At 53.8% G+C, this 23387-nt stretch carries 26 protein-coding genes and 1 tRNA gene; 15 read left to right on the top strand and 12 right to left on the bottom strand.

Going from position 1 to position 23387, the window contains the following annotated elements; genetic code table 11:
* Positions 1-54: 54 nt before the first annotated feature.
* Together C2E16_RS18135 and C2E16_RS18130 are read right to left on the bottom strand one after the other, a co-directional pair.
* The gene (locus C2E16_RS18135; RefSeq protein ID WP_146107490.1) at positions 55-858 is read right to left on the bottom strand and encodes a response regulator; all 804 of its coding nucleotides are present in this window, start codon (positions 856-858) and stop codon (positions 55-57) included.
* A 23-nt stretch (positions 859-881) separates the two neighbouring features.
* Complete coding sequence (locus C2E16_RS18130; RefSeq protein WP_409365938.1) at positions 882-3401, bottom strand: ATP-binding protein; 2520 nt, start codon at positions 3399-3401, stop codon at positions 882-884.
* Between the two features lie 727 nt (positions 3402-4128).
* Between C2E16_RS18130 and C2E16_RS18125 the strand changes: the two genes are divergently transcribed.
* A complete protein-coding gene (locus C2E16_RS18125) occupies positions 4129-4830 on the top strand; it encodes a response regulator transcription factor (protein WP_038624019.1) in 702 nt (233 codons plus the stop codon).
* Between the two features lie 58 nt (positions 4831-4888).
* Here C2E16_RS18125 and C2E16_RS18120 read toward each other — a convergent pair whose 3' ends face one another.
* Positions 4889-5605 (bottom strand): polyphenol oxidase family protein, encoded by a 717-nt coding sequence (locus C2E16_RS18120; protein ID WP_084970638.1) that lies wholly within the window; start codon positions 5603-5605, stop codon positions 4889-4891.
* A gap of 735 nt (positions 5606-6340) precedes the next feature.
* Here C2E16_RS18120 and C2E16_RS18115 point away from each other — a divergent pair.
* The 3 genes from C2E16_RS18115 (at position 6341) to C2E16_RS18105 (ending at position 10134) form a co-directional block, all read left to right on the top strand.
* Entirely contained in the window at positions 6341-6985 is a 645-nt protein-coding gene (locus C2E16_RS18115) for a carbonic anhydrase (protein ID WP_038629867.1), read from the top strand.
* On the top strand, positions 6982-8457 hold the full coding sequence (locus C2E16_RS18110; protein WP_038624021.1) for a SulP family inorganic anion transporter: 1476 nt from the start codon (positions 6982-6984) through the stop codon (positions 8455-8457). The genes C2E16_RS18115 and C2E16_RS18110 overlap by 4 nt, the downstream gene beginning before the upstream one ends.
* Before the next feature lie 231 nt (positions 8458-8688).
* Complete coding sequence (locus C2E16_RS18105; protein WP_084970641.1) at positions 8689-10134, top strand: GGDEF domain-containing protein; 1446 nt, start codon at positions 8689-8691, stop codon at positions 10132-10134.
* 45 nt (positions 10135-10179) lie between these two features.
* On the opposite strand, the gene C2E16_RS18100 is transcribed toward C2E16_RS18105, so the two are convergent.
* Together C2E16_RS18100 and C2E16_RS21255 are read right to left on the bottom strand one after the other, a co-directional pair.
* Positions 10180-10392, bottom strand: a complete 213-nt coding sequence (locus C2E16_RS18100) for a hypothetical protein (RefSeq protein WP_038624022.1) — start codon at positions 10390-10392, stop codon at positions 10180-10182.
* A gap of 57 nt (positions 10393-10449) precedes the next feature.
* Complete coding sequence (locus tag C2E16_RS21255; RefSeq protein WP_257152234.1) at positions 10450-10581, bottom strand: hypothetical protein; 132 nt, start codon at positions 10579-10581, stop codon at positions 10450-10452.
* Here C2E16_RS21255 and C2E16_RS18095 point away from each other — a divergent pair.
* Together C2E16_RS18095 and C2E16_RS20930 are read left to right on the top strand one after the other, a co-directional pair.
* Positions 10576-11106 carry a GNAT family N-acetyltransferase gene (locus C2E16_RS18095; RefSeq protein ID WP_084970639.1) on the top strand — a complete coding sequence of 177 codons (531 nt, stop codon included), beginning with the start codon at positions 10576-10578 and terminating at the stop codon, positions 11104-11106. The genes C2E16_RS21255 and C2E16_RS18095 overlap by 6 nt on opposite strands.
* 98 nt (positions 11107-11204) lie before the next feature.
* Positions 11205-11345 (top strand): hypothetical protein, encoded by a 141-nt coding sequence (locus tag C2E16_RS20930; RefSeq protein ID WP_156462407.1) that lies wholly within the window; start codon positions 11205-11207, stop codon positions 11343-11345.
* Here the strand turns inward: C2E16_RS20930 and C2E16_RS18090 are convergent.
* Positions 11334-11801: a PH domain-containing protein gene (locus C2E16_RS18090; RefSeq protein ID WP_038624024.1), complete on the bottom strand. Its 468-nt coding sequence runs from the start codon at positions 11799-11801 to the stop codon at positions 11334-11336. The two genes, C2E16_RS20930 and C2E16_RS18090, sit on opposite strands and share 12 nt — an antisense overlap.
* A gap of 54 nt (positions 11802-11855) precedes the next feature.
* On the opposite strand from C2E16_RS18090, the gene C2E16_RS18080 reads away from it, so the two are divergent.
* A protein-coding gene (locus C2E16_RS18080) for an IS1-like element IS1A family transposase (protein WP_233987823.1) occupies positions 11856-12553 on the top strand; the annotation gives its coding sequence in 2 pieces (ribosomal slippage) (positions 11856-12105 and positions 12105-12553; 699 coding nt in all).
* Here C2E16_RS18080 and C2E16_RS20665 read toward each other — a convergent pair.
* The 4 genes from C2E16_RS20665 to C2E16_RS18070 form a co-directional block, all read right to left on the bottom strand.
* Positions 12547-12786 carry a hypothetical protein gene (locus C2E16_RS20665; RefSeq protein ID WP_144380539.1) on the bottom strand — a complete coding sequence of 80 codons (240 nt, stop codon included), beginning with the start codon at positions 12784-12786 and terminating at the stop codon, positions 12547-12549. The two genes, C2E16_RS18080 and C2E16_RS20665, sit on opposite strands and share 7 nt — an antisense overlap.
* Before the next feature lie 773 nt (positions 12787-13559).
* Positions 13560-13685, bottom strand: a tRNA-OTHER gene (locus tag C2E16_RS20925).
* The gene (locus C2E16_RS18075) at positions 13677-14714 is read right to left on the bottom strand and encodes a phage integrase (RefSeq protein ID WP_016065986.1); all 1038 of its coding nucleotides are present in this window, start codon (positions 14712-14714) and stop codon (positions 13677-13679) included. The genes C2E16_RS20925 and C2E16_RS18075 overlap by 9 nt, the downstream gene beginning before the upstream one ends.
* Positions 14714-15286, bottom strand: a complete 573-nt coding sequence (locus tag C2E16_RS18070) for a phage repressor protein CI (RefSeq protein ID WP_016065995.1) — start codon at positions 15284-15286, stop codon at positions 14714-14716. The genes C2E16_RS18075 and C2E16_RS18070 overlap by 1 nt, the downstream gene beginning before the upstream one ends.
* A gap of 123 nt (positions 15287-15409) precedes the next feature.
* Here C2E16_RS18070 and C2E16_RS18065 point away from each other — a divergent pair, with 123 nt between their 5' ends.
* The 8 genes from C2E16_RS18065 (at position 15410) to C2E16_RS18030 (ending at position 19962) form a co-directional block, all read left to right on the top strand.
* Entirely contained in the window at positions 15410-15673 is a 264-nt protein-coding gene (locus tag C2E16_RS18065) for a MerR family transcriptional regulator (RefSeq protein WP_016066025.1), read from the top strand.
* A gap of 30 nt (positions 15674-15703) precedes the next feature.
* Positions 15704-16213, top strand: a complete 510-nt coding sequence (locus C2E16_RS18060) for a phage regulatory CII family protein (RefSeq protein WP_016065999.1) — start codon at positions 15704-15706, stop codon at positions 16211-16213.
* Positions 16214-16217: 4 nt separating this feature from the next.
* The gene (locus C2E16_RS18055) at positions 16218-16415 is read left to right on the top strand and encodes a phage filamentation protein Fil family protein (RefSeq protein ID WP_016066035.1); all 198 of its coding nucleotides are present in this window, start codon (positions 16218-16220) and stop codon (positions 16413-16415) included.
* Positions 16408-16791 carry a hypothetical protein gene (locus C2E16_RS18050; RefSeq protein WP_016066014.1) on the top strand — a complete coding sequence of 128 codons (384 nt, stop codon included), beginning with the start codon at positions 16408-16410 and terminating at the stop codon, positions 16789-16791. Before C2E16_RS18055 ends, C2E16_RS18050 begins: the two co-directional genes overlap by 8 nt.
* Before the next feature lie 69 nt (positions 16792-16860).
* A complete protein-coding gene (locus tag C2E16_RS18045; RefSeq protein ID WP_016066030.1) occupies positions 16861-17088 on the top strand; it encodes a DUF2732 family protein in 228 nt (75 codons plus the stop codon).
* Entirely contained in the window at positions 17088-17312 is a 225-nt protein-coding gene (locus tag C2E16_RS18040; protein WP_016066032.1) for a TraR/DksA family transcriptional regulator, read from the top strand. The genes C2E16_RS18045 and C2E16_RS18040 overlap by 1 nt, the downstream gene beginning before the upstream one ends.
* Positions 17312-19564 (top strand): replication endonuclease, encoded by a 2253-nt coding sequence (locus C2E16_RS18035; RefSeq protein WP_084970942.1) that lies wholly within the window; start codon positions 17312-17314, stop codon positions 19562-19564. Before C2E16_RS18040 ends, C2E16_RS18035 begins: the two co-directional genes overlap by 1 nt.
* A 200-nt stretch (positions 19565-19764) precedes the next feature.
* Positions 19765-19962 carry a hypothetical protein gene (locus C2E16_RS18030; RefSeq protein ID WP_084970944.1) on the top strand — a complete coding sequence of 66 codons (198 nt, stop codon included), beginning with the start codon at positions 19765-19767 and terminating at the stop codon, positions 19960-19962.
* A 494-nt stretch (positions 19963-20456) separates the two neighbouring features.
* On the opposite strand, the gene C2E16_RS18025 is transcribed toward C2E16_RS18030, so the two are convergent.
* Both C2E16_RS18025 and C2E16_RS18020 read right to left on the bottom strand, forming a co-directional pair.
* Positions 20457-21500: a phage portal protein gene (locus C2E16_RS18025; protein ID WP_016065985.1), complete on the bottom strand. Its 1044-nt coding sequence runs from the start codon at positions 21498-21500 to the stop codon at positions 20457-20459.
* Positions 21500-23263, bottom strand: coding sequence for a terminase ATPase subunit family protein (locus C2E16_RS18020; protein ID WP_016065981.1), 1764 nt, complete (start codon positions 23261-23263; stop codon positions 21500-21502). Before C2E16_RS18020 ends, C2E16_RS18025 begins: the two co-directional genes overlap by 1 nt.
* Between the last annotated feature and the right edge of the window lie 124 nt (positions 23264-23387).

Genomic DNA, 23387 nt, shown 5'->3' with positions numbered 1-23387 from the left:
AAAAGCAGGCCGCCCGCTGTTGCCTCAGCGGGCGGGATAAACAACATGGCGGCTTTAATTCAGATTTAGCGCCTTCAGCCGCGCCAGCAGCATCGTTTCCAGCACCTGAACCTCATTGACGACATCCTGACAGAGTGCGTCGATCAGCCGATCCTCGCGGCGGCTGTTTTCCAGCTGCTGACAAAGCGCCTCCAGCCGCTCGGCGTTCAGCAGCCGCGCGCCGCCTTTCAGCGTATGCGCCAGCGTGGTGAGCTCATCGTGTTGACGACACGCCAGCAGTTTCTCCGCTAGCTGCCGGTGGCTTTCGATAGCGCTTTCAATCAGTCTGGCACAGGCGGCGGGATCGACCGCGCTCAGCTGATCGAGCAGACCGTTGCCGAGAGCCGCGGGCGCGCCGCCGGGCACCGACATTGAGATAAAGCTTCTCAGCGTTTCGATATTGGCAGGTTTAAACAGGCAGCAGTTCATGCCAGCCTCCAGGCAGCGCTGCTGGATCGCTTTTTCCGCCGAGGCGGTCAGGCCGACAATGACGACCGGCTTAATACCCAGTTCCGCCTCGCGCTGGCGCAGCAGACGCGTAAAGGCGAAGCCGTCCATACCCGGAATATTGCAGTCGGTAATAATCAGGTCGAAGCGGTTTTTCTGCTGTTCCCACAGTTCAAGCGCCTGCGTCGCCCGCTCGGTTTCCGTCACCTCATGGCCCAGCCAGGTGAGCTGCTGCGCCAGCAGCAGACGGTTGGGTGCGTGATCTTCCACAATCAGGATCCGTCGCGCGCTGTTGTCGACGGGCTGCCTGACGTCGGCATCGGCGGACATGCACGGCTGGCAAAGCGGCGCAGTAAAGCGGAACAGAAACACCGAGCCTGCACCGGGTTCGCTTTCTACGCTGATTTCGCCCCCAGCAGGCGCGCCAGATGGCGGCAGATGCTCAGGCCCAGCCCGGTGCCCGCCTGCTGACTCAAACGATCGCCCGCCTGCACGAACGGCTCAAAAATTTTATGCAGATCGTTAGGGCTAATGCCGCAGCCGGTATCGCTAATGCGTAGCAGATAGCTGCCGCGATCGCTTTCCAGCGCGACGTCCGTTTGCTGCAACAGCGCGATCTCCACTTCGCCGACGCGGGTAAACTTGAGCGCGTTGCTCAGCAGGTTGGCCGCGATCTGATTAAACATCGTCGCGTCAGTGAGGACGCAGGGATTTTCAACGGCGATCAGCTTGTTGAAGCGCAGGCCGAGCGCGTCCGCCTTACTGTGAAACAGCGTAAACAGCTGTTCGACAATGGTGACAAGGTTGACATTGGTCGGCTCCGGCTGAAAAACGCCTGACTCGATTTTCGACAGATCCAGCACATTGCCGATCAGGCTTTGCAGCGCGGTGGCCGACTCATAGGCGGCGGTAATATTCGGGCCGAGCGGCCGCGTTGAACGACGTATCTCCAGCTCCAGCAGGCCGATGATCGCATGGAGCTGCGTGCGGATATCGTGGCTGGTATTAGCCAGAAAACGGCTTTTAAATTCGTTCGCGCGATCCGCTTCCTCTTTCGCTTTTTCCAGCGCGGTAAGCAGCTCATAGCGCTCGGTGATATCCAGCCAGCCGCCGATGATGCCGACGATATTGTCAGCGTGATCGCGATAGGGCAGCGCCCAGTGCAGCGTATAATAATCACGGCCCTGATAGCGCAGCTTAAGATCCTGCACCAGCGGCTCGCCTTCCCGAAAGGTTTGCGTATAGATCTCCTGAAACGGCTGAGCCGCTTCGAAATCCGCGGGAAGCTCTTCCAGCGTGGAGCCAAGCAGCTGCTCGCGCGGACGCTGTAGAAAATCGACGTAGGCCTTGTTGCAGTGTTGCAGCCGCATCTGTCGGTCGCGCACGTACATCACCACCGGCGACTCGTCGAACAAGGTATTGGTGAAGGTTAACTGGTTTTTCAATGCCTGTTCGACGCGAGTGCGCTCGCGGATTATTCGCTGTAAATGGCGATTCCAGAGCAGCACCAGCAGAGCGACCAGCCCGACCGCCAGCACAATTTTAATCAGCAGGCTGTTATAGTAGGGCCACCCGCTGCCGCTGGCGGTCTGATGGGCGTTCTGCCAGCGCAACACGATTTTTTCCTGCGTAATGCGTGAAATGCCCAGCAGTGCTTTATTGATGATATGCATCAATTCGCTGTTTTCACGTGGCGTCGCCATAACGTAGCGGGCGGGCGCGTCGCCCACTGTGCGGATGATGCGCAGCAGGCCGGGATAATTGTTATTGAGCTGATAATCGGCCACCAGCTTGGGCTGAATAATCGCGTCGACTTCACCCTGCGCCAGCAGGTCGAACGCCTGCTGCGCGTTATCGACCAGCTGAACCTTATAGCCGGGATAGTGCCGCTTCAGCCACTCCAGCATCGGACTTTTTCTTTCCATCGCCAGCAGCTTGTCGCGCAGCTGAGAGAGTGATGCCGTCGCTGCCCCGTGGTTGCGCTGCACCATCACCCAAGGCGTAACGATATAAGGGCGCGAATAGATCAGTGCCGGATCGGGCTTTTCGGGCGCCAGCTCGGCGGGATAAAGTACCAGCGGATTGCTGCCGCCATTCTGGTCGACCCAGATAAACGTAAAGCCGGCCCGTTCGCCGATCAGCCGCAGGAATTCGGCGTCGATGCCTTCTGGCTCATTATCATGACCGCTAATCGACAGCGGCGGCGCGCCGTGATTCAGCTTGACGGGAATCCTGGGATGCTGCTGCAGCCAAAGCGCATCTTCCGCATTTAGCATTAATGGATTCGCCTTCTGAACAAACGACGAATCAAGCCCCCAACGGGCGATGATGCGCTGGCGGCCAGACAGCGGAATATTTTGCAGCACGATATCTAAGGCCTGAGCCAGCTGCGGCTGCGTGGCGGACACGCCGAATGAGAGGTTCATGTCGGGAATGGAATAGTTAGCGGTCAGGCTAATCAGGCTGCCGTAGCCGTAGCGGCGCAGGAACTCAATGCTGGCGGCACTGCCCCACATGGCGTCAGCCTGGCCGAAGGCGACGGCGGCGAGTGCCATTTCCGGGCTGCGGTAATGCTGCAGGCGCATATCGGGAAAATGACGCTGCAGCTGTTGCGTAAAGGCGGGGGCGTTGGCCCAGGCGAGTACCGGCTGGCCATTGCGCTTAAAGCCGAGCAGTGAACGATCGTGCTGAATAATGACCGGATAGTCGAGCAGCCAGGGCGTGGTGACAATCACGCCGTCGGTGCCATAAAGATGCGGATTATAAAAAGCGATCATATCCAGCTGCTGCTTTCTCAGCGCCTGCAGGGCGTCGGCCGGCGTATCGTAAGCGATGAGCTGCAGTTCTATGCCCAGCATTCTTTTTAGCGCGCTCAGATAATCGGCGGCAATGCCCTCAAATTTATCGGACTCCATATTATGATAAACCGGCGGTCGCGGCGGCCCAGGGATACCGACGCGTAACAGCGGCGGTAAAACGAAATTTTTTAATCCTTTAACCTCTTCTTTTTGCGGTACGACAATGTCCGCGTTGACCTGAAGGGTTAATTCATGCGGCTGCGCCAGAGCCGTTAAGGTAAAGAGGAATAAAAAGATATAAAAGTATAAATTTCTTATCGTCATTAATCCTTCCCTGATAGTTCAGCATAGTAAAAATAGAAAAACGGCAGGAAGTAACGTCTTAATAAATGCGTTTTTTTATTTTACGATTTTACTGATAATAATAGATATATTCTATGGTGAAGCCTAGACAGACAGCAAAAACAGTTTGATCTTTGAGACATATCTCGTATTCTACAGCGGAGCTTATGCTTTTCGTCAACTCGTCCCGTCAGCATGACAGACTACCGCTAAAATTATTTCTATGCTAAAAGTATCGGGAATTGTCTCAATATTTTGATGAATGACAGGGAAAAAATAATTACGTGACAGAGAGTGAAAAAAAGTTAAATATTAATAGCCATCGCACAGGCCAGGCGTATCAGCATGCTCATGGATAGGGCAATGAGGCGCCAGGTAAGAGAACGGCATAACGGAAACTATTAATTGAATAGCGGGCATGGCTTTTTAGCCGCCGCGAAAACGATGAATTAAACGATTAAATTAAACACCTGCGCATTGGTAATTATTCAAGGAGTGAAAAATGACAAAAACGATCGCCAGCCCATTACGGGTTGCGCTACTGGACGATCATCCTATGATCCGCACCGCCTTTGAAATTTGCGTTGGCGCGGAGCCGGATATCATATTGGTCGGTACGTTCGGCGCCAGTCAGCTGCTTTTTAACGAGCTGCCTGATTTGCAGCTTGACGTGCTGGTCCTTGATTTCTTATTAGGCGAGCGGGAGCTGGACGGGCTGGCGTTGATCAAGCAGCTGCGTAATCATTATCCGCGTCTGAATATCCTTATCTCTTCCGCCATGGAAAGCCCCGCCGTAGTAAAAATGGTGTTGAACGCGGGCGTAAAAGGCTTTATCGGCAAAAGCCAGGATATGAGTGAAATGATTCAGGCGATCCGTCAGGTAGGAATGGGGCGCAACTGGCTGTCGCGCGATATGGCCTATGAAGTTGAAGGCCTTTACGTTATTGATGAGGAGGCGCGCAGCCGGCCCACCGACGCCGCACAGAAAGGATCGCTGTATGAGAAGGTGAAGCTGCTTAGCCCGCGCGAAGTAGAGGTGATTCGCTGCTTTTTGAACGGTATGAGCGTTTCGCAAATCGCCGTTAAGTTCAAGCGCAGCCGCAAAACCGTCAGCGGACAAAAACAGTCAGCGTTAAGAAAGCTGGGCCTGCGTTCCGATAATGAGCTTTTTAAATACAGCAACGATCTCCTCTCGCGTTCCTGATCGCAGCGCGAGCGACGGCTCGGTTCTGGTCGAAGCTCGCAGCACGATGGCGATCGCGCTACGCCTTCCGCCGAATCCAGGAATAGCGCAGGGCGTAGCCGTCGGAAAAATGGGTATTACGTCGATAGCTTGATTGCGCTTCCGCGCAGCAATAGGTACAGACCGGCAGAATATCGATTTGCGCCGCCGGAATACCCCTGTCCAGCAGCATCTGGCGGCCCAGCGCCGGCAAATCGAACCAGACGCCCTGATGCGCAGCGCGCGCCTGCGGCCTGACCGCCTGCTTGTTGAGCGGTTGCAGCGTAAACCAGCGCGGCGCCGTCGCCAGCGGATTAACGAGAATCGTATTCAGCATCTCTTCTCCCAGCTCGTAGCAGCAGGGCGCAATCGCCGGACCAATCGCCGCAAACAAGCTGTCAGGCGTTGCGCCAGCCTCGATCAGCCTGTCGATCGCCTGCGGCAATACGCCTGCCAGCGCGCCTTTTAGCCCTGCATGCACCGCCGCCACGTTCCGCTGGCGGGTATCGGCGATCAGCACCGGCAGGCAGTCCGCCGTATAGACGGCGACCGGGCGCGGGCCGGTGGCGATGACGGCATCCGCCTCGCGCTGTTTACGCGGGAACGCCTCTTCCGCCATCACCACCGTCGCGGTATGACGCTGATGACCGCAGGCAATCTCTTCCGGCGGCGCCATGCCCGCCGGTAAAAAAGCGTGATCCAGCCAATCGAGAGAGGCCAGCAGCGCGGAAGTTCTTACTGGAGAAGCGTCAGACATGATTAATCCTTGCTGATGAGTCGTTGATTGCATCGTAGCCGCCGAACGCGCGTTAATACGTCAGAATGCAGGCAGCCGATCGCTTGCTGAATATAGCGTCCGCGCCCTGAACAGGAAAGGGCGCGCATACGTTCGCTGCCGCCCGGCGCTTTTAAAAGGCTTTTTACCCCGCCGTTACGTAAATAAACGCAAATAGTTTAACTTCACAGATGGCAGAACAAGGGAAAGCGAAAAAGAGTTCAAAATGGTAAATAACCAATATCGATATTAATTACCTGCGTGATGATTTAATCCGTACATAGCGCCAGTACCGGACTTTCCTGTACTTATATTGTTTTTTCTTATGACTTAATAGCTGCTAAATCGCCTTTTAAATTGAGACGGATGCCTCTTAAAGAGACCGGTGTCTATATTATTTAACCTTTTTATTCCTAAGGTTAAATAGTGTATTTTATTTCTGTATTTATTTTATTTTTATTTAACTATTTGATTTATAATAATAAATTTACCAATATGATTCTTGGCTCTTTTCAATGGAAAATGTCTTATTTACCTTATTTATACATTGCATTTAAATAAGATTACACTTTGCAATTTTGTTGCTGCATTGTTTTTTCAATGTTCGTTTATTATTATCCGCAGTGGTACTACTTATTTTATCGGCGCATATTCCATGCTTTCCGGTATTCCCTGATGATTTTTCACTGTCGCCCAGGCCTGCCTGTATTTATCAGAATGGAGACGACGATTTTGACGACCCTGAAACCACTGTTAGCGAAAAACCGTAGTTGGGCATTACAAAAAACGCAGCGTAATCCGCGCTATTTCGAGCGCTATTTACATCAGCAAAAGCCCCATTCGTTATGGATCGGCTGTTCTGACAGCCGCGTTCCGGCGGAAGTGCTGACCGGGGCCGATCCGGGCGAGCTGTTCGTGCACCGTAATATCGCCAATATGGTGCTGACCGATGACGATAACTTTATGAGCGTGTTGCAGTATGCGCTGGAATACCTTGAGGTAAAGCGCGTCGTTCTGTGCGGCCACTACGGCTGCGGCGGCATTCAGGCCGCCGTCGCGCTGCCGGAAAGCCCGCTGGCGCAGGAAAATTCTCCGCTCTCGCGCCGTATTGCGGCGCTGCGCGTGGCGCTGGTCGAAGGCCTGAAGGCGTTTCATGCGGCGGGCGAAGCGGACGCGTCGCGGCACAATCAGCTGGTGGAAGCGAACGTGCTGGCGCAGTTCGCGCATCTGGCCGCCAGCGAGCCGGTGCGGCGTGCCTGGCGCAACGGCGTTGAACTGGATCTGTTCGGCTGCGTTTATGACCTGCAGTCGGGACATTTGAAAGAGTTAATTCAGCAATCAGCAGAGGAAACATCGTCATGAATATGAAGACGCTTCGGCAGGATCTTCCCGCCGGCCTTGTGGTGTTTCTGGTGGCGCTGCCGCTCTGTCTGGGCATCGCTCAGGCCAGCGGCCTGCCGCCGTTCGTCGGCCTGCTGACCGGTGTGATCGGCGGTCTGGTGGTCACCTCTTTTAGTCCCTCGCGCTTTGCCGTCAGCGGCCCGGCCGCCGGTCTGGTTACCATCGTGGTGGCCTCCATCGAGACGCTGGGATCCTTCTCCGCCTTTCTCTTCGCGCTGGTGCTGGCGGGCATCATTCAGTTCATTCTGGGAATGCTGCGCGCCGGACGTTTTATCGCATTGGTGCCAGGCAGCGTGATTAAGGGGATGCTGGCGGCGATCGGCATTCTACTGATTATGCAGCAGATCCCGGTGGCGCTGGGCGCCAGCGGCGACGGCGAGCTGAGCGGGCTGTTTAGCGGCGATTTCCGCTTCTCAACCTCGTCGATGCTGGTGGCCGGCGCGGGGCTGCTGATCCTGTGGCTCTGGACGACGCCGGTGATTAAAAACATCAAGGCGTTGAGCTGGATCCCAGGGCCGCTGATCGCCGTGCTGATTGGCGGGCTGGCGACGGTATTCGGCGAGCGGCTACAGCCCGATTTCCTCGCCAGCCTGCCGCGTATTACGCTGCCTGAATTCGGCAGCCTGAGCGCGCTGGCCGCCGAGCTGGAAGGGCCGGACTGGCAGGCGTGGCGCAATCCTTCTGTTTATGTGGTGGCGATAACGCTGGCGCTGGTGGCCAGTCTGGAAACCCTGCTCAGTCAGGAAGCGCTGAATAAGCTGCGGCCGCAGAACCCGCATCCCTCTCCGAACAGAGAGATGCTGGCGCAGGGCATCGGAAACACGCTGGCCGGTTTTCTCGGCGCGCTGCCAATCACCGCGGTGATCGTGCGCAGTTCGGTCAACGTCAGCGTCGGCGCGCAGAGTAAGGTGTCGATTCTGCTGCATGGCGTGCTGCTGCTGATCTGCGGGCTGTGGTTCAGCGATCTGCTGAACGTTATTCCGCTGGCGAGCCTGGCGGCGGTGCTGCTCTATACCGGTTATAAGCTGGCGACGCCGCGCCTGTTTATTGACCAAATCCGCATGGGCGCCCAGCAATTCGTGCCTTTTATCACCACCATTATCGGCATCATCGCTTTCGGCATGCTGGCGGGCATTGGACTGGGAATCGCCACGCAGATCCTCTACAGCATTTACAAAAGCCACCGCAACGCTATGCATTTGACCCGCTACGACGACCACTATGTGCTGCGGTTGCAGCAGAACCTGACATTTATGCACAATCCGCGTCTGCAAAATCTGCTGGATGAAATTCCGGAAAACAGCGTGCTGATCGTCGATCATGACAACGTGGATTATCTCGACCCGGATGTCAAAGCGGTGCTGAAAGATTTTGGCGAGAAAGCGCCGAGACGCGGCATCCGTCTGAACCAGTGGCCGGTGGCGGTAAAATAGTCGCTTCCGCTGCAAAAGACCGGTTAAACAGGCGCTCAGCGAGCGCCTGTTTTATCATCTCTTTTCCCTGACCTGAAGAAGATTCACCCTGTTGGCCAGTTATGCTGTGATAAGATGCCGCGCTTCGCCAGCGTTATTTACGGCGTGGTTACCGATAATAATAGCCGCTGAATGAAGCTGCCGGTTGAAGGCCTGACGGCGGCAGAGGCAACGCACCAGGTACGTCCAGCTATGCAACTCGCGCTTCTCAACAAAGAAAAACCGCTTAACACTATTCTGACGCTATTTCTTTTCACTTCCTTCTTCTGCTTTGTTGGCGGCCATTTGCGTCTGCCTGCGGAGCTGTCGCTGTTCTGGCCCATCAACGCGCTGCTGACCAGCATTTTTGTCCGTTTGCCCTGGCTGCACCGGCCACGCTACTACCTGGTCTGCTATGGCGCGATGGTGTTTAACGACGCGCTCTTTTCCGGCTGGGCGCTGCCCGCGTTTACCATTAACGGGGCGAATATTCTGTTTATTCTGGTTGCCGTCTCGATGTTGATTCAGCGCGCCGCTCCGCTTAATGCCTCAGGCAGGATAAAAAACGCGCTGACCATTTTTCCCGCCTGCCTGCTGGCGTCCCTGGCATGCGCCAGCTGGGGGGCGCTGGCGCAGGAGCTGCTGTTTCGCGACGGCTTTCTGACGGCATGGAGCGACTGGCTGAGCGAGCAGTTTTCTACTGGCGTTTTGCTGCTGCCGCTGCTGTTGACGCTGCCGCGCCGCGCCGAACTGCTGGCGGCGCTGCGCCAATGGCGAAAGTGCGCGCCGGCGCTGGCGTTGATCTGCTCCATTTGCGCGGCGGCGCTGATCGGCGGCGGCGGCAGCCTCTCTTTTCCGGTTCCGGCGCTGATCTGGTGCGCCATCAGTTACCCGCTCTGGCTGACCAGCGCATTAACGCTGCTCACCGGCATCACGGAAATTATTCTGGTGGTACATAACGTGATGAATATTCAGGGAGCCGACAGTCTGCTGCCGCCAAGCCATCTGACTTCGGCGCGGCTAGGCGTGGCGACGGTGGCGATCAGCCCGCTGATTGTCGCCGTGAGCATGGACGCCATCAGACAGCTCAATCGTCAGCTTGCGCTGCGCGCCAATCACGATTTTCTCACCGGATTGCTGACGCGTTCTGGTCTGTACGCGCGTTTAGAGCAGATGAAAGAAACCGGCGCGCTGCGCGATCGTCAGATGGGCGTGCTGTTAATCGACATCGACTATTTTAAAGCGATCAATGACAACTACGGGCACGACGCCGGAGACGCGGTGTTGCAGGAGGTAGCGCAACGCATGCAGCAGAGCGTCGGCGATGCAGGGCTGGTTTGTCGTTTCGGCGGTGAGGAGTTTCTGGTGCTGCTGTTCGACCTCACGGACGCGCAGTTCGTGCAGAAGGCGGAGGCGATTCGACGACGCGTGATGCAGCAGAAGATAATGCTGCGCGGCAATGCGGCGGCGGTCACCGTCAGTATCGGCGTAAGCAGCGGCACGCTGGATCACGCCCATATCTGCGACGATTTTAATCGCCTGGTCTCCGCGGCGGATAAACAGCTGTTTGTTTCGAAGCGCAACGGACGTAATCAGACGACGCCGGGCCCGGAAAAGGACAACCTTATCAACGATGCGCTGACCTGGCCGCGCCAGTAAAAGAAAAAACCGCAGCAGCAAATCAGCGCTGCTACGGGGTCAGAATTAAGAGCGAATATAGGTACGGATCACGTCGGCGATCGCTTTATTCGCTTCGCGGCCGTCGCGATGCTCAACTTCGCTGGCCAGGTTTTCCAGATATTTATTCAGCTTGCCGCCCGTCGGCATATTACCAAAGGTAATCAGCATCTGGACAATTTGGCGCAGCGCCAGCAGTTCCAGCGACAGGCGTTCAACAACAGGATCTTTCTCAGACATAACCACTCCGGCGGGAACAAAATTTACTGTCTGTTATCATACGCCGCTGCGCATTTTTCAATCGTATAAACAGACGCCATAAGCGCCGGTATTTTGTTCTGCGGCTTCCGGCTTCGGAAAAAGGCAGGTCGCCGGGACGATTTTTGCTATGGTCTTCTTCAGTCCAGTAATACAGGTAAATTCATGCATATCGATTCTTCCCGCCTGCGTTATCAGCCCATCATGGAAGATGACTGGCCTTTTTTCCTGTCGTTGTATCAGGATGAAGCGGTGATGCGTTTCGTCAGCGACGTGCACGACGCCGGGATCATTCGCCGCCATGCTTTTGACGTACGCCTCCCGCGCTGGCAGCCGGGCAGTAAGCACTGGCTCTGTCTGGTGATGCGCGAAAAGACCTCCGGCGATCCGGTCGGCGTTACCGGCTTTGTCGATCGTGAACACGGCATCGCCGAGGTGGGTTTTCTGCTCGCCGCTGCTTTTCAGGGCAAAGGCTACGGCGCCGAATCGCTGCGTGCGGTGTGCCAGCTGGCGTTCGCATTGGATTTCCGCAAGCTCACTGCCTCCGTCACCGTGGGCAACCACGCCTCGAAAGCGGTGCTGGAAAAAGCGGGCTTCCGGCTGGAAGGGGTGCTGCGCGAAAACTATCATCTGCACGGCCGCTGGCAGGATGACTGGGTGTTTGGGCTGCTGAGAACAGAATTGACGCTGGGCTGAAAGGTTATTTCATTGGCTTTTGAGCGGCGCTTCTGAAAGCGAGATGAAGTCTGTTCCGGCACTGGTGGAGAAACGCAGCCACAGGGAAGGGGGCTGGGTTGAAAATTAATAAAGAAGAGGCGCTCATGAGCGCCCGAAAAGCATTTTACAGACCGGCGCGTCAGGAACGCTTAATGCGTAAAAAACATTTTGCGCTACGTTTCAACCAGCCAACCACGTTGGCTGAATTATCGATTTAATAAGCGCTGCTTCTGTTGCAGAAATTCTTCTTCGGTCAAAATGCCTTTTTCTTTAAGCTGAGCCAGACGTTCAAGTTTTGATATCAAATCATCGAATTCTGGCGCAGTGGGTGCAGTGGGTGCAGTGGGCGCAGGTGCTGCGGTTGGCGCAGCTGGCGTGGCGGCAGTCTGAGGCGGTGGCTCCGGCAAAGGCCGGGAAGGCGCATAATTGTTTCGTGCTTTGTTAAGTAAATTGTTAAAGGGCGTAATAGCGCTTTTGAAAATATTACTGACCGAGTAATTCTGACCGCTGGTTGAGAAGGTGATTTCACCTAATACCAGACCGGCTTTCACGCTCACGCTGACAATATCTTTAAGAGCAAGATCAACTTGCGTTATGCTGCCCCAAAAGCCTTTATCAAGAAAGATAACGCGCTGATCGGTAAGCGTTATCAATGAGGTATTAGCCTCTACCAGGTGATGCTGCCAACTTACTGATTTAGTGTATGATGGTGTTTTTGAGGTGCTCCAGTGGCTTCTGTTTCTATCACCTGTCCCTCCTGTTCAGCTACTGACGGGGTGGTGCGTAACGGCAAAAGCACTGCCGGACATCAGCGCTATCTCTGCTCTCACTGCCGTAAAACATGGCAACTGCAGTTCACTTACACCGCTTCTCAACCCGGTACGCACCAGAAAATCATTGATATGGCCATGAATGGCGTTGGATGCCGGGCAACCGCCCGCATTATGGGCGTTGGCCTCAACACGATTTTACGTCACTTAAAAAACTCAGGCCGCAGTCGGTAACCTCGCGCATACAGCCGGGCAGTGACGTCATCGTCTGCGCGGAAATGGACGAACAGTGGGGCTACGTCGGGGCTAAATCGCGCCAGCGCTGGCTGTTTTACGCGTATGACAGGCTCCGGAAGACGGTTGTTGCGCACGTATTCGGTGAACGCACTATGGCGACGCTGGGTCGTCTTATGAGCCTGCTGTCACCCTTTGACGTGGTGATATGGATGACGGATGGCTGGCCGCTGTATGAATCCCGCCTGAAGGGAAAGCTGCACGTAATCAGCAAGCGATATACGCAGCGAATTGAGCGGCATAACCTGAATCTGAGGCAGCATCTGGCAAGGCTGGGACGGAAGTCGCTGTCGTTCTCAAAATCGGTGGAGCTGCATGATAAAGTCATCGGGCATTATCTGAACATAAAACACTATCAATAAGTTGGGACCATTACCTGCAGCCATGATGCTATACGCCACCAAAAATAAAAACGACGTGTTGGACTTGTAATGCAGCGGTGCACGGCCTTACTCCAGCTGAACGGCTTTTTACCATCACGGCTAATCACTTCAATGCGCAGGCATTCTTTCAGATGGATCAGGTCGGTTGCTCCCATGCTTGCAGCTGGAGCTGGCTCAAAGGTCGAACCGGGAGCTAAAGATAAATCTTCCATAAATTGGCGGAATCTCTGAAATGTCTCATTACTTGTTATGTGCTTCCATTACAAGTGGAAGGATTCCGAAAGAATAACGAAGTCGCTTGGTTTTGGAAAGGATCTTTGTCATTTAATGCTAAGTAGCTTTTAGCATCACGGCGGTAGTCAAAGCCCTTACCAGACCCCACAGAATGGCCACAACGCTACGTAAAATCGAACTCAATCCCGCATTTCAATACGATCACGCGCCCAGAGTGGCGCAGGATATATTATTGCACCGGAAAAATAATTGCTTCGCTCATCAAATCGGCGCTACACCGCATCCGCCTGCGGGTTTTGCATCAGAAAAATTATTTTAGTTTTCTTTTTTACAAAACGCCCCCATCAGCCCGCGCCGCCGGGCTTCCTGCTGAAAAACCGCAACTGTAATGTGTGAAATAAATTTCACTTTTTTCAGTAAACCGGATCGCCTTTGGACTGCTGGGAAATTAATTTAATGATTTATATGGGAAAGTTAATTTTACTTGGAGCTGAATTGTGTGAGGCCGCCGGACGATCTGAAAGGATGGCAGGCGTGGCGCGGCGCGGCTTTCACGTGCTGGTGAAACTGAAATCTGTTGCGAAGCGAAAATATTGTTAGCCAGCCGAGAAAATCACGAAGAACGGGAGTATTTCAGGCTGCTATCGGAAAACTTACGCAACACTGGGGCAAAAAAGGGTCACTGGGCAGTACGAAAAGAAAAAACCACCTCGAAAGGTGGCTTTAACGCGCTGATTTAACAGCTAAAATTTGGTGGCCCCTGTTGGGTTTGAACCAACGACCAAGCGATTATGAGAAATTTGATAAGCAACAGAAAAACAATAACTTGCGTTTATTTTCAATGACATATGTTGCCAACATATGCCATTCAGTTGCCAACATTAGCCATTTCTATCGCCATTTCATCGCCACTTTGGGCTAAAGGATTTAGCTTCGCTGCCTCTTCTAGATGATCGGGCGCAAAGTGAGCATATCGCATAGTCATTTTTATGTCTGTATGGCCTAATACCCGCTGCAAAACTAAAAGGTTTCCCCCGTTCATCATAAAGTGACTTGCAAACGTATGTCGCAGCACGTGGGTAAGTTGACCGGCTGGTAATTCAATTCCTGTTCTTTCGAGTGCAGATCGAAAAGCCCCATAACAATCAGCGAAAAGTCTGCCAGTTTTATTTTCAGGAATGATCCTATAAATTGATTCTGTGATGGGGACTGTTCGGTTTTTGCGGCCTTTAGTTTTTATATAGGTAATTTTGTATTTAGAAATCTGACTTTTTTTCAGCCCCTCGGCTTCTGACCATCTTGCACCTGTAGCAAGGCAAATCTTAACTACCGTTTCCAAATCTGCCTGATCGCTATTCCGACATTCAGCTAGCAGGTGAGCTATCTGAGAATGAGTTAGCCAGGCCATTTCACTTTCTTCAGTTCGGAACGGGCGGATGTGCCTTAATGGATTCTCGCCTTTCCACTCACCAAGCCGACCAAGTTCGTTAAATACAGCGCGAAAGTAGGCCAGCTCTAGGTTTAACGTGCGGGGGGAGACTTCTTTCACGCGACTTGAACGAGCAAAATCTCCTTTCAATCGACGCTCTCTATATCGGGAAAACATCTGCGCATCAAAATCAACAGCAAGTGGTTCCCCCATACATTCGAAAGCATGAAGCATTGCGAGCTGGCGCTTTTCCCCATCTTTGAGAGTGATGCCATGAGCGCTATACCAAGACGTAATCAAATCTTTTAATGTACGCCGGTCTGTTTGCTCCTCGTTCCACGGTAACTGAACTGCATGCTGCTCATAAGCTAAAGCCTCGCCTTTTGTCGCAAACTTTTTGCGGATGCGTTTTCCTTTCGCACCGTTAGGGTATAGCTCACTAAGCCAGCCCCCCTCTGGAAGTTTGCGAATTGCCATTAAGCCACCTCACTGTAAACACCAATAACGCGACCCAGCATCTTGATCTCATCCATGCTGCACTCAAAGGCAATTTTACCGCCTGCAACATGAAGCTTTTTGCCTGGAAGAACGGTTAGTTCTCTGAGGCTAACCGAGCTTTCTACATCAACAAGCCACAAGCCGTCCGCTAGCGATGCCTCTTTCTCTACGATATAGCTTTTACTTTCGCTCATGACGCATAAAGCGTTTTTTAACAGCCTCCCAAACAACCCATAATCGATATGCAAAATACCAACTTCAGTAAGTCTGCCTTCACTTAAAGTGAACTTGTTGAGTTGAGCTAAGGTGTTGGATTCTTCAGATGAATGACCCCTCTTACCTTCGCCAGTCATAAGCCACTTGATATCAGCGCCGGTTTCAAGGGCGCAGAGTACTGCAAGGTCATAAGACAGATTGCCGCGCGTATAGCGGTTTTGTAAGGAACTGGCGGCGATTTTAAAGTGGTTAGCTAGTTGAATTTTCTGAGTAAAACCATAAACCTCGCAAATCCGATTTAGTAACGCCGAGTTATCAAAATTAGCATCCAACATTAAAGTTAATATTCCTTAGTTGCGTGATATTAAAAATAATATTAATATCGCTGTTAACGGTGGCAAATGATGGCAAGACTTTGGCAAACAATGTCACAAACCCCAAAAGAGGAATGATGCTATATGGCTTCTGAAATCGCAATCTTCACGGTTCCCGCGCCGATTGTTACTACTAAAGAGTTCGCCAAGTTAGAGGGTGTCTCTGTTCGCACAGTTTACCGCTGGACGACTGGAGACAACCCCAAATTACCAATCGAAACCCGCACCATCCCTAAAGGCTGCTCTAAAGCTGGCAGCCCGATTCGAATTTATTACGCTCGCTGGAAAGAAGAGCAGTTGCGCAAAGCGTTGGGGCATTCTCGTTTTCAGCTCATTATCGGTGGTTAATTCACATTAAGTGAATAAGGAGATTCGCACATGTTTGATTTTCAGATTACCACCCAACAACACTTTGAAAGCGCCTGTCGCAAGTTTGCGCTCACGCACAACATGAATGTGCTGGCACAACGGGCTGGTATGAAAGTGCAGACACTTCGCAACAAGCTCAACCCGGAGCAGGTTCATCAGCTTACTGTCGCTGAGATGCTAACCCTGACCGATCTAACCGAAGACCCAACGCTGATTGACGGCGCGCTGGCACAATTACAATGCCTGCCCTGCGTACCTGTTAACGAGATGGCTAAAGAAAAGCTGCCGCATTACGTGATGAAAGCAACAGCCGAAATTGGGCAGCTTGCAGCAGGCGCTTTGCCTGGCGTTCAACTGACCCATAACTGCAAGCGCGGTCTGTTGCAGAACGTCAATAACGGCATTCGCTGTCTCACATTGGCTGCGCTGGCTGTCCAGGCGCGTATTCAGTCAAATCCTGCAATGGCCTCCACTGTTGATGCGATTAGCGGAATTGGCGCAACAATTGGTATGAGCTGAGGGAATGATGCCTTTTTCGGTCGCGCCGCTCCTTAAGCGGCAGAGCCAGTCACCATCTTACGGTCATGGCTGGATTATGGGGAACGACGGCACACGCTGGCATCCCAGCAACAATCAGCAGCAGCTGTTGCGCGCATTATCAACGAAGCGCCCAGGCATGATTGGTCGCCTCAAAAGTTTCATAGGTGGTTGGTATGAATAATCTTGCACTCGCTGTAACAGAAAAAACCGCACCGGCACGTTTTACCGAAATTCGTCTGGTACATGCCCGCGCGGATAAAGTCGAAACAATGACGTTTGATGAGTTTCGGAAAACGTGGCGACAGCTGCTTAAGGCAAACAGCAATCCGGCGCTGAATTATTTCAACCGGCAGAACGAAGACTTTAAGTTTTGCGTGCTGACGCTGGCGAACCGCGAAGCGCCGGGCACTTTCAAAGCTGATGAAATCGGCAAGCCGTTTGAGTATTTCGACGAGCGCCGCCGTGAAAAAATCATTATCGCAATGAATAAGGTTGCGCGCTGGGGACGGATATTACCGCGTCAGTTTTCAACAGCAGACTGTTTTATTCCTGAATAAATAACCCTGAATTAATTAAAGGCGTAAACCCGCCGGGCATTCTTTTGCCCGAAATATGGAGAAAGAGAAATGCGAAATATTGAAACCCGCAATTTTGAAGCTGACACCGACGCAATGGTGGCGCTGCTCAATAAGGCCCGTAACGAGGAACGTAAAGAGCGCGCGCTGCGCGTTTCTGAGCGGCTGGTTGCTCTGGCTTTACATATCCATCAGAAGGGGCTGAACGGCATTGAGGCAGCAGAGCTTATCCGCCAGGAAGCTACACGTTATGAAAGCGAATCGCAGGAGCTGCACTAATGGGCGACTCAATGGATCGCGTACAAGAGCGCGTGCAGGAGGAGCTGGAACAGCAAGTGATTCTGGTAACCGGTCGGCCGACGCAAGTCAGCAATTTTTTCTGCGAAGACTGTGACGCAGCAATACCGGAAAAACGCCGCCGTGCCATTCACGGCGTTACCCGCTGCGTGACGTGTCAGGAAATCGCAGAGCTGAAAAGCCGTCATTACCAGGGCGGCCTCTGATGCAGAAAGAATACGCTTACCCGTGGAATGCTCCACGGGAGGCCATCGCCAGCCCTTATCCTACCTATGAAGAAATCCGCCGCCGCGATCAGATGATTGCGGCGCTGTTGCGTGCGCAGGAGTTATTGGAAAAGCAGCCCGTACTGGTACAGCTGGACGTTAAACGCCGCACAAGCGAGCTGAAGAAAAACCAGGGCACAGCCCGTGCCAATGTGTATTTAACGAAAACTTTCGTTGAGCGCACATTGCCACGCGTTGAAAAAGTTAACGCGCAGTACCGCCTCGGCGAAATGTCCACCGGAACATTTACCCTGCTGGCCGGTAATGCCGGAGAACAACAGGGGGCTGCCGGTGCTGCCGGTACGCTGTGGGAGTTGATGCGTCGATTTAACCGACTGCCCGATATGTCCCGCGCTGATGTGGATTTGCTGGCCGGTGATGCCGCCAGCTTTATTCTGGCGGAAATGGCGCAGGCGCATTCACAGTCTGCCGACGAGTCAGATTACAAATACACTCACCGCATCTATATGACCGCTGCCGCGATCGCCCGTGAAATGGGGCAGACCCCGCCGTTATGGGAAAAAGTTACTTCCCGTCTGTTCTGCCCTGAAGATGTAGCACCCGCGATCATGCGCATGCAAAACGAAACATGGTGGAAAGGTCGCCTGCGTCGTGTGGCTGCCTCATGGCGTGAGCATCTGCAAATTGCCCTGGCGAACGTCAGCAAAAAGCATACCCCTTACGCCAGCTCAATGACTGTTATTGAATGGCGCGAACAGAAGCGCCGCACCCGTGAGTATCTCAAAGGTATGGATTTAGAAGACGAGGAAGGCAACCGAATTAGTCTTATTGAAAAATACGACGGTAGCGTTGCTAACCCTAATATTCGTCGTGGTGAGTTAATGAACCGTATTCGCGGCTTTGAAGATATTTGTGCTGAAATGGGCTTTGTTGGTGAATTTTATACGCTGACCGCACCCGCCCGCTATCACGCCACCATTAAGACCGGTCACCGCAATCGTAAGTGGAACGGTGCCAGCCCGTCAGATACCCAGCGTTACCTGTGCAATGTATGGCAGAAAATCCGCTCCAAGCTTCATCGTGAAGATATCCGTATTTTCGGGATTCGTGTTGCCGAGCCGCACCATGACGGCACCCCGCACTGGCATATGCTGATGTTTATGCGCCCGGAAGATGTGGAGCAGGTGCGCCAGGTGATCCGCGACTATGCCTATCAACAGGACAGTAGCGAGCTGACTACAGAAAAAGCCCGCAAGGCTCGTTTCCATGCAGAATCCATTGATCCAGAGAAAGGCAGCGCAACCGGCTACGTGGCGAAGTACATTTCAAAAAATATCGACGGATATGCGCTGGACGGCGAGCTGGACGACGAAAGCGGTAAGGAGCTGAAGGAAACCGCACCCGCCGTTTGTGCCTGGGCAGCCCGATGGAATATCCGCCAGTTTCAGTTTATCGGTGGCGCACCTGTGACTGTTTTCCGTGAATTACGCAAAATGGCAGACAGCGAAACCGCCCACGGTTTGAGTGTTGAATTTGCTGCTGTGCATGACGCAGCTGATGGCGGCAAATGGGCTGAGTACGTTAATGCTCAGGGCGGGCCGTTTGTAAAACGTGACGATTTGGTCGTGCGTAACTGGTATCAGACAAGCGAGGACTGCAATCAGTACGGTGAAGAAATCACGCGTATCAAAGGTGTATACGCGACAGCTATTGGTGACGACACCCCCATTTTAACCCGCCTCACGCAGTGGAAGATTGTGCCGAAGCGTGCCGCCGTTGACCTGGCTTTTGAATTGAGGGACGCGCCCGCGTCCCCTTGGAGTTCTGTCAATAACTGTACGGGAGGTTTGAGATCCAAGGATTCGAATTCCCCGGAAAGTTATCCAGAAATAGACCTGGACGGCATGAGCAGGCGAGAAAGGCGGCAGCTGCTAAGCCGGATTAGAGCGCAGAAGCCAGAAAAAAGGCACCTGAGGCTGAGGCGATCGGAGAAAATTGAGGCTGCATGCGACAACGTGATAAGCCAGGTGAAAGATTTGTGCGGTGAAACCATCAGTCGCGGTCTGGCTGTGCGTTTGCTTGGCGGTACCGAAACGAAAATCGCCGGTCGTATGTTCCGTAGCTCCAAATATGGTGAGTTATTGCGCGCAAAAGCATCATCAAGAAAGGAGAGCCTGTTAGCCAGAGTAAACCGATTGGCCGATATGGCGCGAGCAAAAAACGCACAATAATGAACTAAGGTTAATAAAAGGCGGACGGATGGTAGCTGACTAAAGGGAGGTTGGCAGGTTAGTTATTAGTAGGTCAAACGACGTAAATAGTCTTTCTTATCATCAAGATAAAAAAGCTATTCGCCATTAATATTTTTCTTTTTCTGAGTGATAGTGCTATGCTACTGTATATCTGTACAGTAATCGAAAGGGGAGGGCGCATGGATAATGATTTACAAAAGCGGGTAATACTTGAACGTGTAGAGCTGATTGCAAGGCTGACCAGTGAAGGGATTTGCAAAGAACGCGACAGAGAGATCGCGCTCAGCCTGATAGCTGATATTGCCGGTAATACTGCAATGGCTAATCAACAGTTTTCAGTCTTCTTTTCAGCCGTGCCGCTTGAAAAACAACCCTGAAGGTTACTGTCCAGGCGAATTGAATCGCACCCGATAAAACACAAAAAATAATGTAGTCGGCTTCACTTCATCAGGGAATCATTTAAAAAACTGGCCGTCTTGAAACGTCTTTTAAAAGAAGTTAGTGAGCGGTTTCTCTTTGCGGCAGGCCATGCATGCATAACACGCATGGATTTGCATGCACCATATACAGCAAAAAACATATGACGGGGCCACAGCTGGCCCCGTTTTTTTTGGATCATGCACCTGCATTAAAAACGATGCATAAAGCGGGCAGGCGTGGCGGGGATAGCATTGCGCGCGAACGGTGAAAACATTCACGCGCAGGACGCGCCAGCGCCACGCAGACGAGCGCAGCGGCGGCAGATGAATAAGAACAAGCGAAACGAGAAAACCCCGCAAAACGCGTATGGGGGCGTTTACGGGGTTACGTATGCGGGCGGGATTTTGAGCGGTGATCTATCGTGAAATGCGGCGCGTTGAGAGCTGGCAGGTCAGGTCGTTTTTTGCTCAAGCTCGTAGGGGCGGAACGCGATCACCTCTTCGCCTGCCCAGCTGTTAATTTCCTTTATCCTTTCCTGCAACGGCGTCAGCTCATTGCGGACAAACACCTGTGCCGCCTTCACCGAATCGCCAAAGCCGCCTGCACCGTCCGGGATAATCCCCATCATTTGCGGCGGCACGCGGTGCGCGCTCAGCAGGTCGTCACGGCTGGCCTTTTTGATGTTAAAGAAATCATCTTTCGTCGCCACCTCGCTGAGCGGCAGGATCTTAATTCCGTCCGGCTTGCCGTTCGGCGCGTACATAAACAGATTGCGGAAGTTACCCAGGCCTTTCGTGTCGCGCATCGCCTGGCGCATCCGGTCGATATCGCTGCTGCTCTGCGCCGCGTCGGTCATATACAGGATGTAGCCTGCGTGTGCGCCGTTCTGATAATACTTGCGGCGAAACAGCGTGGCCGCTTCATTCAGCCAGGCAGAGTTTAACGCGCTGAGATATTCCGGCAGGCCGTACAGCTCCTGGTTAATATCCGGCTCAATGAGGTGGAAGACGCTGCCAGCGGCGAACGGATGCGGCTCTTTCCAGTCATTCACAAACCAGTAAACGCCTTCCTCCACGCCCCGGCGGGTAAACTTCGCGGGCGTGGTTTCCAGTCGCCACGGCTCACCGAGGCCGTTACGGCGCAGCTCGGCAAAGGCATTGCCGAACACCAGATAGTCCAGCGCAAACTTGCTGAACTCCTGCTGGCTCATCATCGGGTGCGGCACAAAAGTGGACGCCAGTATGTTTCGCTTCACATAAATCGGCGAGCTGTGATGCACCGCCGCTCGCAGGCTTTTCGCCAGCCCGTGAAAGCTGACCGGCGGCTCATACCAGCGCCCGTTACCGATGCACTCGGCATAATCCAGGATATCGCGCTTGTCCATAACCGGCGTCGGCTCGCCAAAGGTGAACGCTTCCGCCTGCTGCTGCGGTGCGGCGGCCGGTACGGGCTGCGTTTTTGCGTTGAAAGCCTTACGGCCCCTGCGTTTGCTCATCAGTAAAATTCCAGAATTGAAGGGTTAGCGCCGCCGCTGGCGGCGGTCAGCGGTTCGTTAAGCAGGGCGTGCATGATTGCCCAGGCGACGTCGGCGTGGCTGGCGTCCTCGCTGCGGCTCGCCTCATAGGTGGAGCGGTTGCCGCTGGCGGTCATGGTTTTGCGGATTGCCATAAAAGACTGCGTAATGTCGGTCTGGCCCGCATCGTATTCCAGGCGTCCGCTGCTGATGGTGTCTTTTGCCTTCAGCACCATCGCGGTTTTCACTTCCGGCGAGTAACGGATTTCACGCGCCGCCGGGTAGAACTGGCGAACCAGCTGGAAAACGCCCTGGCCGATGCCGGTCGCATCCACGCCGATATACTCGACGGTGTATTTTTTCGTTAAGTCCTCAATGGATTTTGCCTGCGCGGCAAAGTCCATGCCCCGCCACTGGTGACGCTCCAGCACGCGAAACTTGCCGCCCGCAACCAGCGGCGGCGCGATAACGGCACAGCCTGCGCTGTCGCCGGTGTGCGACGGGTCGTAGCCAATCCAGACCGGGCGGTAATCAAACGGGCGCGGCAGGTACGGGTTAAAGTCGCTCCATTCCTCCAGGCTGTCGATCATGCAGGTCTGCAGCTCGGCGAACGGGAACACGCTCGCCTCATCGTCCACAAACTCACACATCAGCAGGTTCTGGTATTCCGACGGGCTGTATTCCAGCTGGAGCTGGTCGAGGTCAAACAGGTTACAGCCGCCGGTCAGCGCATCCTCAACCGTCACAATCTGCCGCCACTGGCCGTCACCGCACAGCGCGCCTTTTGCCAGGTGCGTATGCGACAGGTCGATTTCGATGCGATCGGCTTTGCTGCGCCGCCCTTTGTTGAACAGCTCGCCCGACCAGAACGGATAAGCGGAGTGCGACAGGCTCGACGGCGTGGAAAAGTAGGTGGTGCGCCACTTTTTATGCAGCGACATGCCGCTGGCGACCTTTCGCAGCTCCTGGAATTTCGGTATCCAGAAATATTCATCGAGATACAGGTTGCCGGTGTAGCTCTGCGCGGTGCGCACGTTGGTGCCAAGAAAAATCAGGCGGGCACCGTTCGGCAGCACAATCGGGTCGCCCTTCAGGTCAACGTCCACCTGGCGGGCAAAGTCAATGATGTAGTTTTTAAAGACGTGCGCCTGCGCCTTGCTGGCCGACAAAAATATCTGGTTGCGCCCGGTGGTCAGCGCGTCAATCAGCGCCTCGCGGGCAAAGTAGAACGTGGCACCTATCTGGCGCGACTTCAGGATGTTGCGGATACGGTGATCCAGTCCGGCTTTGTGCCAGTTGAGCTGATATTCAAAGCAGTTATCCATAAACAGGCCGGTCAGCTTTTCCGCCTGCTCGTCGCTGAAGACGTTCTTCACGACCGGCTGGCGCTCGCCTTTGTTACGGTTGCGTACGTTCGGATTCAGATCGGCCTCGTTGCCGCTGCTGCGGTAGCGCTCCACGCGGGCGAGGCGTTCAATCTGACGGCCAAGCGCGTCTATCTCTTTGTAGTCACCATTGCCTTTGACCTCTTTCAGGATGAGCTGAATTAACCGCGCCTCCATGCTGGCTTCCACGCGACTGATGGGCGCAACGTCCTCCCACGCGTCGCGCAGCTTCCAGCTCTGCACGGTCGGCGTTTTGATGCTGAGCGTTTCCGCTATCTGGCGCACAGAGTAACCCTGCCAGTAAAGCAGGGCTGCCTGGCGGCGCGGATCGCTGATGGTGGTGGTGGGTGTCATGTTCATGGCGATAAGGCTACCGGTGCCAAAACGCCCGCGCCCGCTGTCCCTGTCCGCTCATCCGTGAGCAAACCGGCTTACGTTGAGGGAAAACCCCGTGGCAGGGAAACTGACCCCGAACCGAACCACA

Source organism: Mixta calida (assembly GCF_002953215.1).
Lineage (GTDB): Bacteria > Pseudomonadota > Gammaproteobacteria > Enterobacterales > Enterobacteriaceae > Mixta > Mixta calida.
This window is presented reverse-complemented; position numbering and strand designations above follow the sequence as displayed.

Coding starts and splice junctions, on each gene's coding strand:
- C2E16_RS18130 (WP_409365938.1), bottom strand. CDS start 3,401: ATGGAGTCCGATAAATTTGAGGGCATTGCCGCCGATTATCTGAGCGCG.
- C2E16_RS18125 (WP_038624019.1), top strand. CDS start 4,129: ATGACAAAAACGATCGCCAGCCCATTACGGGTTGCGCTACTGGACGAT.
- C2E16_RS18120 (WP_084970638.1), bottom strand. CDS start 5,605: ATGTCTGACGCTTCTCCAGTAAGAACTTCCGCGCTGCTGGCCTCTCTC.
- C2E16_RS18115 (WP_038629867.1), top strand. CDS start 6,341: ATGGAGACGACGATTTTGACGACCCTGAAACCACTGTTAGCGAAAAAC.
- C2E16_RS18110 (WP_038624021.1), top strand. CDS start 6,982: ATGAATATGAAGACGCTTCGGCAGGATCTTCCCGCCGGCCTTGTGGTG.
- C2E16_RS18105 (WP_084970641.1), top strand. CDS start 8,689: ATGCAACTCGCGCTTCTCAACAAAGAAAAACCGCTTAACACTATTCTG.
- C2E16_RS18100 (WP_038624022.1), bottom strand. CDS start 10,392: ATGTCTGAGAAAGATCCTGTTGTTGAACGCCTGTCGCTGGAACTGCTG.
- C2E16_RS18095 (WP_084970639.1), top strand. CDS start 10,576: ATGCATATCGATTCTTCCCGCCTGCGTTATCAGCCCATCATGGAAGAT.
- C2E16_RS21255 (WP_257152234.1), bottom strand. CDS start 10,581: ATGCATGAATTTACCTGTATTACTGGACTGAAGAAGACCATAGCAAAA.
- C2E16_RS20665 (WP_144380539.1), bottom strand. CDS start 12,786: ATGGAAGATTTATCTTTAGCTCCCGGTTCGACCTTTGAGCCAGCTCCA.
- C2E16_RS18075 (WP_016065986.1), bottom strand. CDS start 14,714: ATGGCAATTCGCAAACTTCCAGAGGGGGGCTGGCTTAGTGAGCTATAC.
- C2E16_RS18070 (WP_016065995.1), bottom strand. CDS start 15,286: ATGTTGGATGCTAATTTTGATAACTCGGCGTTACTAAATCGGATTTGC.
- C2E16_RS18065 (WP_016066025.1), top strand. CDS start 15,410: ATGGCTTCTGAAATCGCAATCTTCACGGTTCCCGCGCCGATTGTTACT.
- C2E16_RS18060 (WP_016065999.1), top strand. CDS start 15,704: ATGTTTGATTTTCAGATTACCACCCAACAACACTTTGAAAGCGCCTGT.
- C2E16_RS18055 (WP_016066035.1), top strand. CDS start 16,218: ATGATGCCTTTTTCGGTCGCGCCGCTCCTTAAGCGGCAGAGCCAGTCA.
- C2E16_RS18050 (WP_016066014.1), top strand. CDS start 16,408: ATGAATAATCTTGCACTCGCTGTAACAGAAAAAACCGCACCGGCACGT.
- C2E16_RS18045 (WP_016066030.1), top strand. CDS start 16,861: ATGCGAAATATTGAAACCCGCAATTTTGAAGCTGACACCGACGCAATG.
- C2E16_RS18040 (WP_016066032.1), top strand. CDS start 17,088: ATGGGCGACTCAATGGATCGCGTACAAGAGCGCGTGCAGGAGGAGCTG.
- C2E16_RS18035 (WP_084970942.1), top strand. CDS start 17,312: ATGCAGAAAGAATACGCTTACCCGTGGAATGCTCCACGGGAGGCCATC.
- C2E16_RS18030 (WP_084970944.1), top strand. CDS start 19,765: ATGGATAATGATTTACAAAAGCGGGTAATACTTGAACGTGTAGAGCTG.
- C2E16_RS18025 (WP_016065985.1), bottom strand. CDS start 21,500: ATGAGCAAACGCAGGGGCCGTAAGGCTTTCAACGCAAAAACGCAGCCC.
- C2E16_RS18020 (WP_016065981.1), bottom strand. CDS start 23,263: ATGAACATGACACCCACCACCACCATCAGCGATCCGCGCCGCCAGGCA.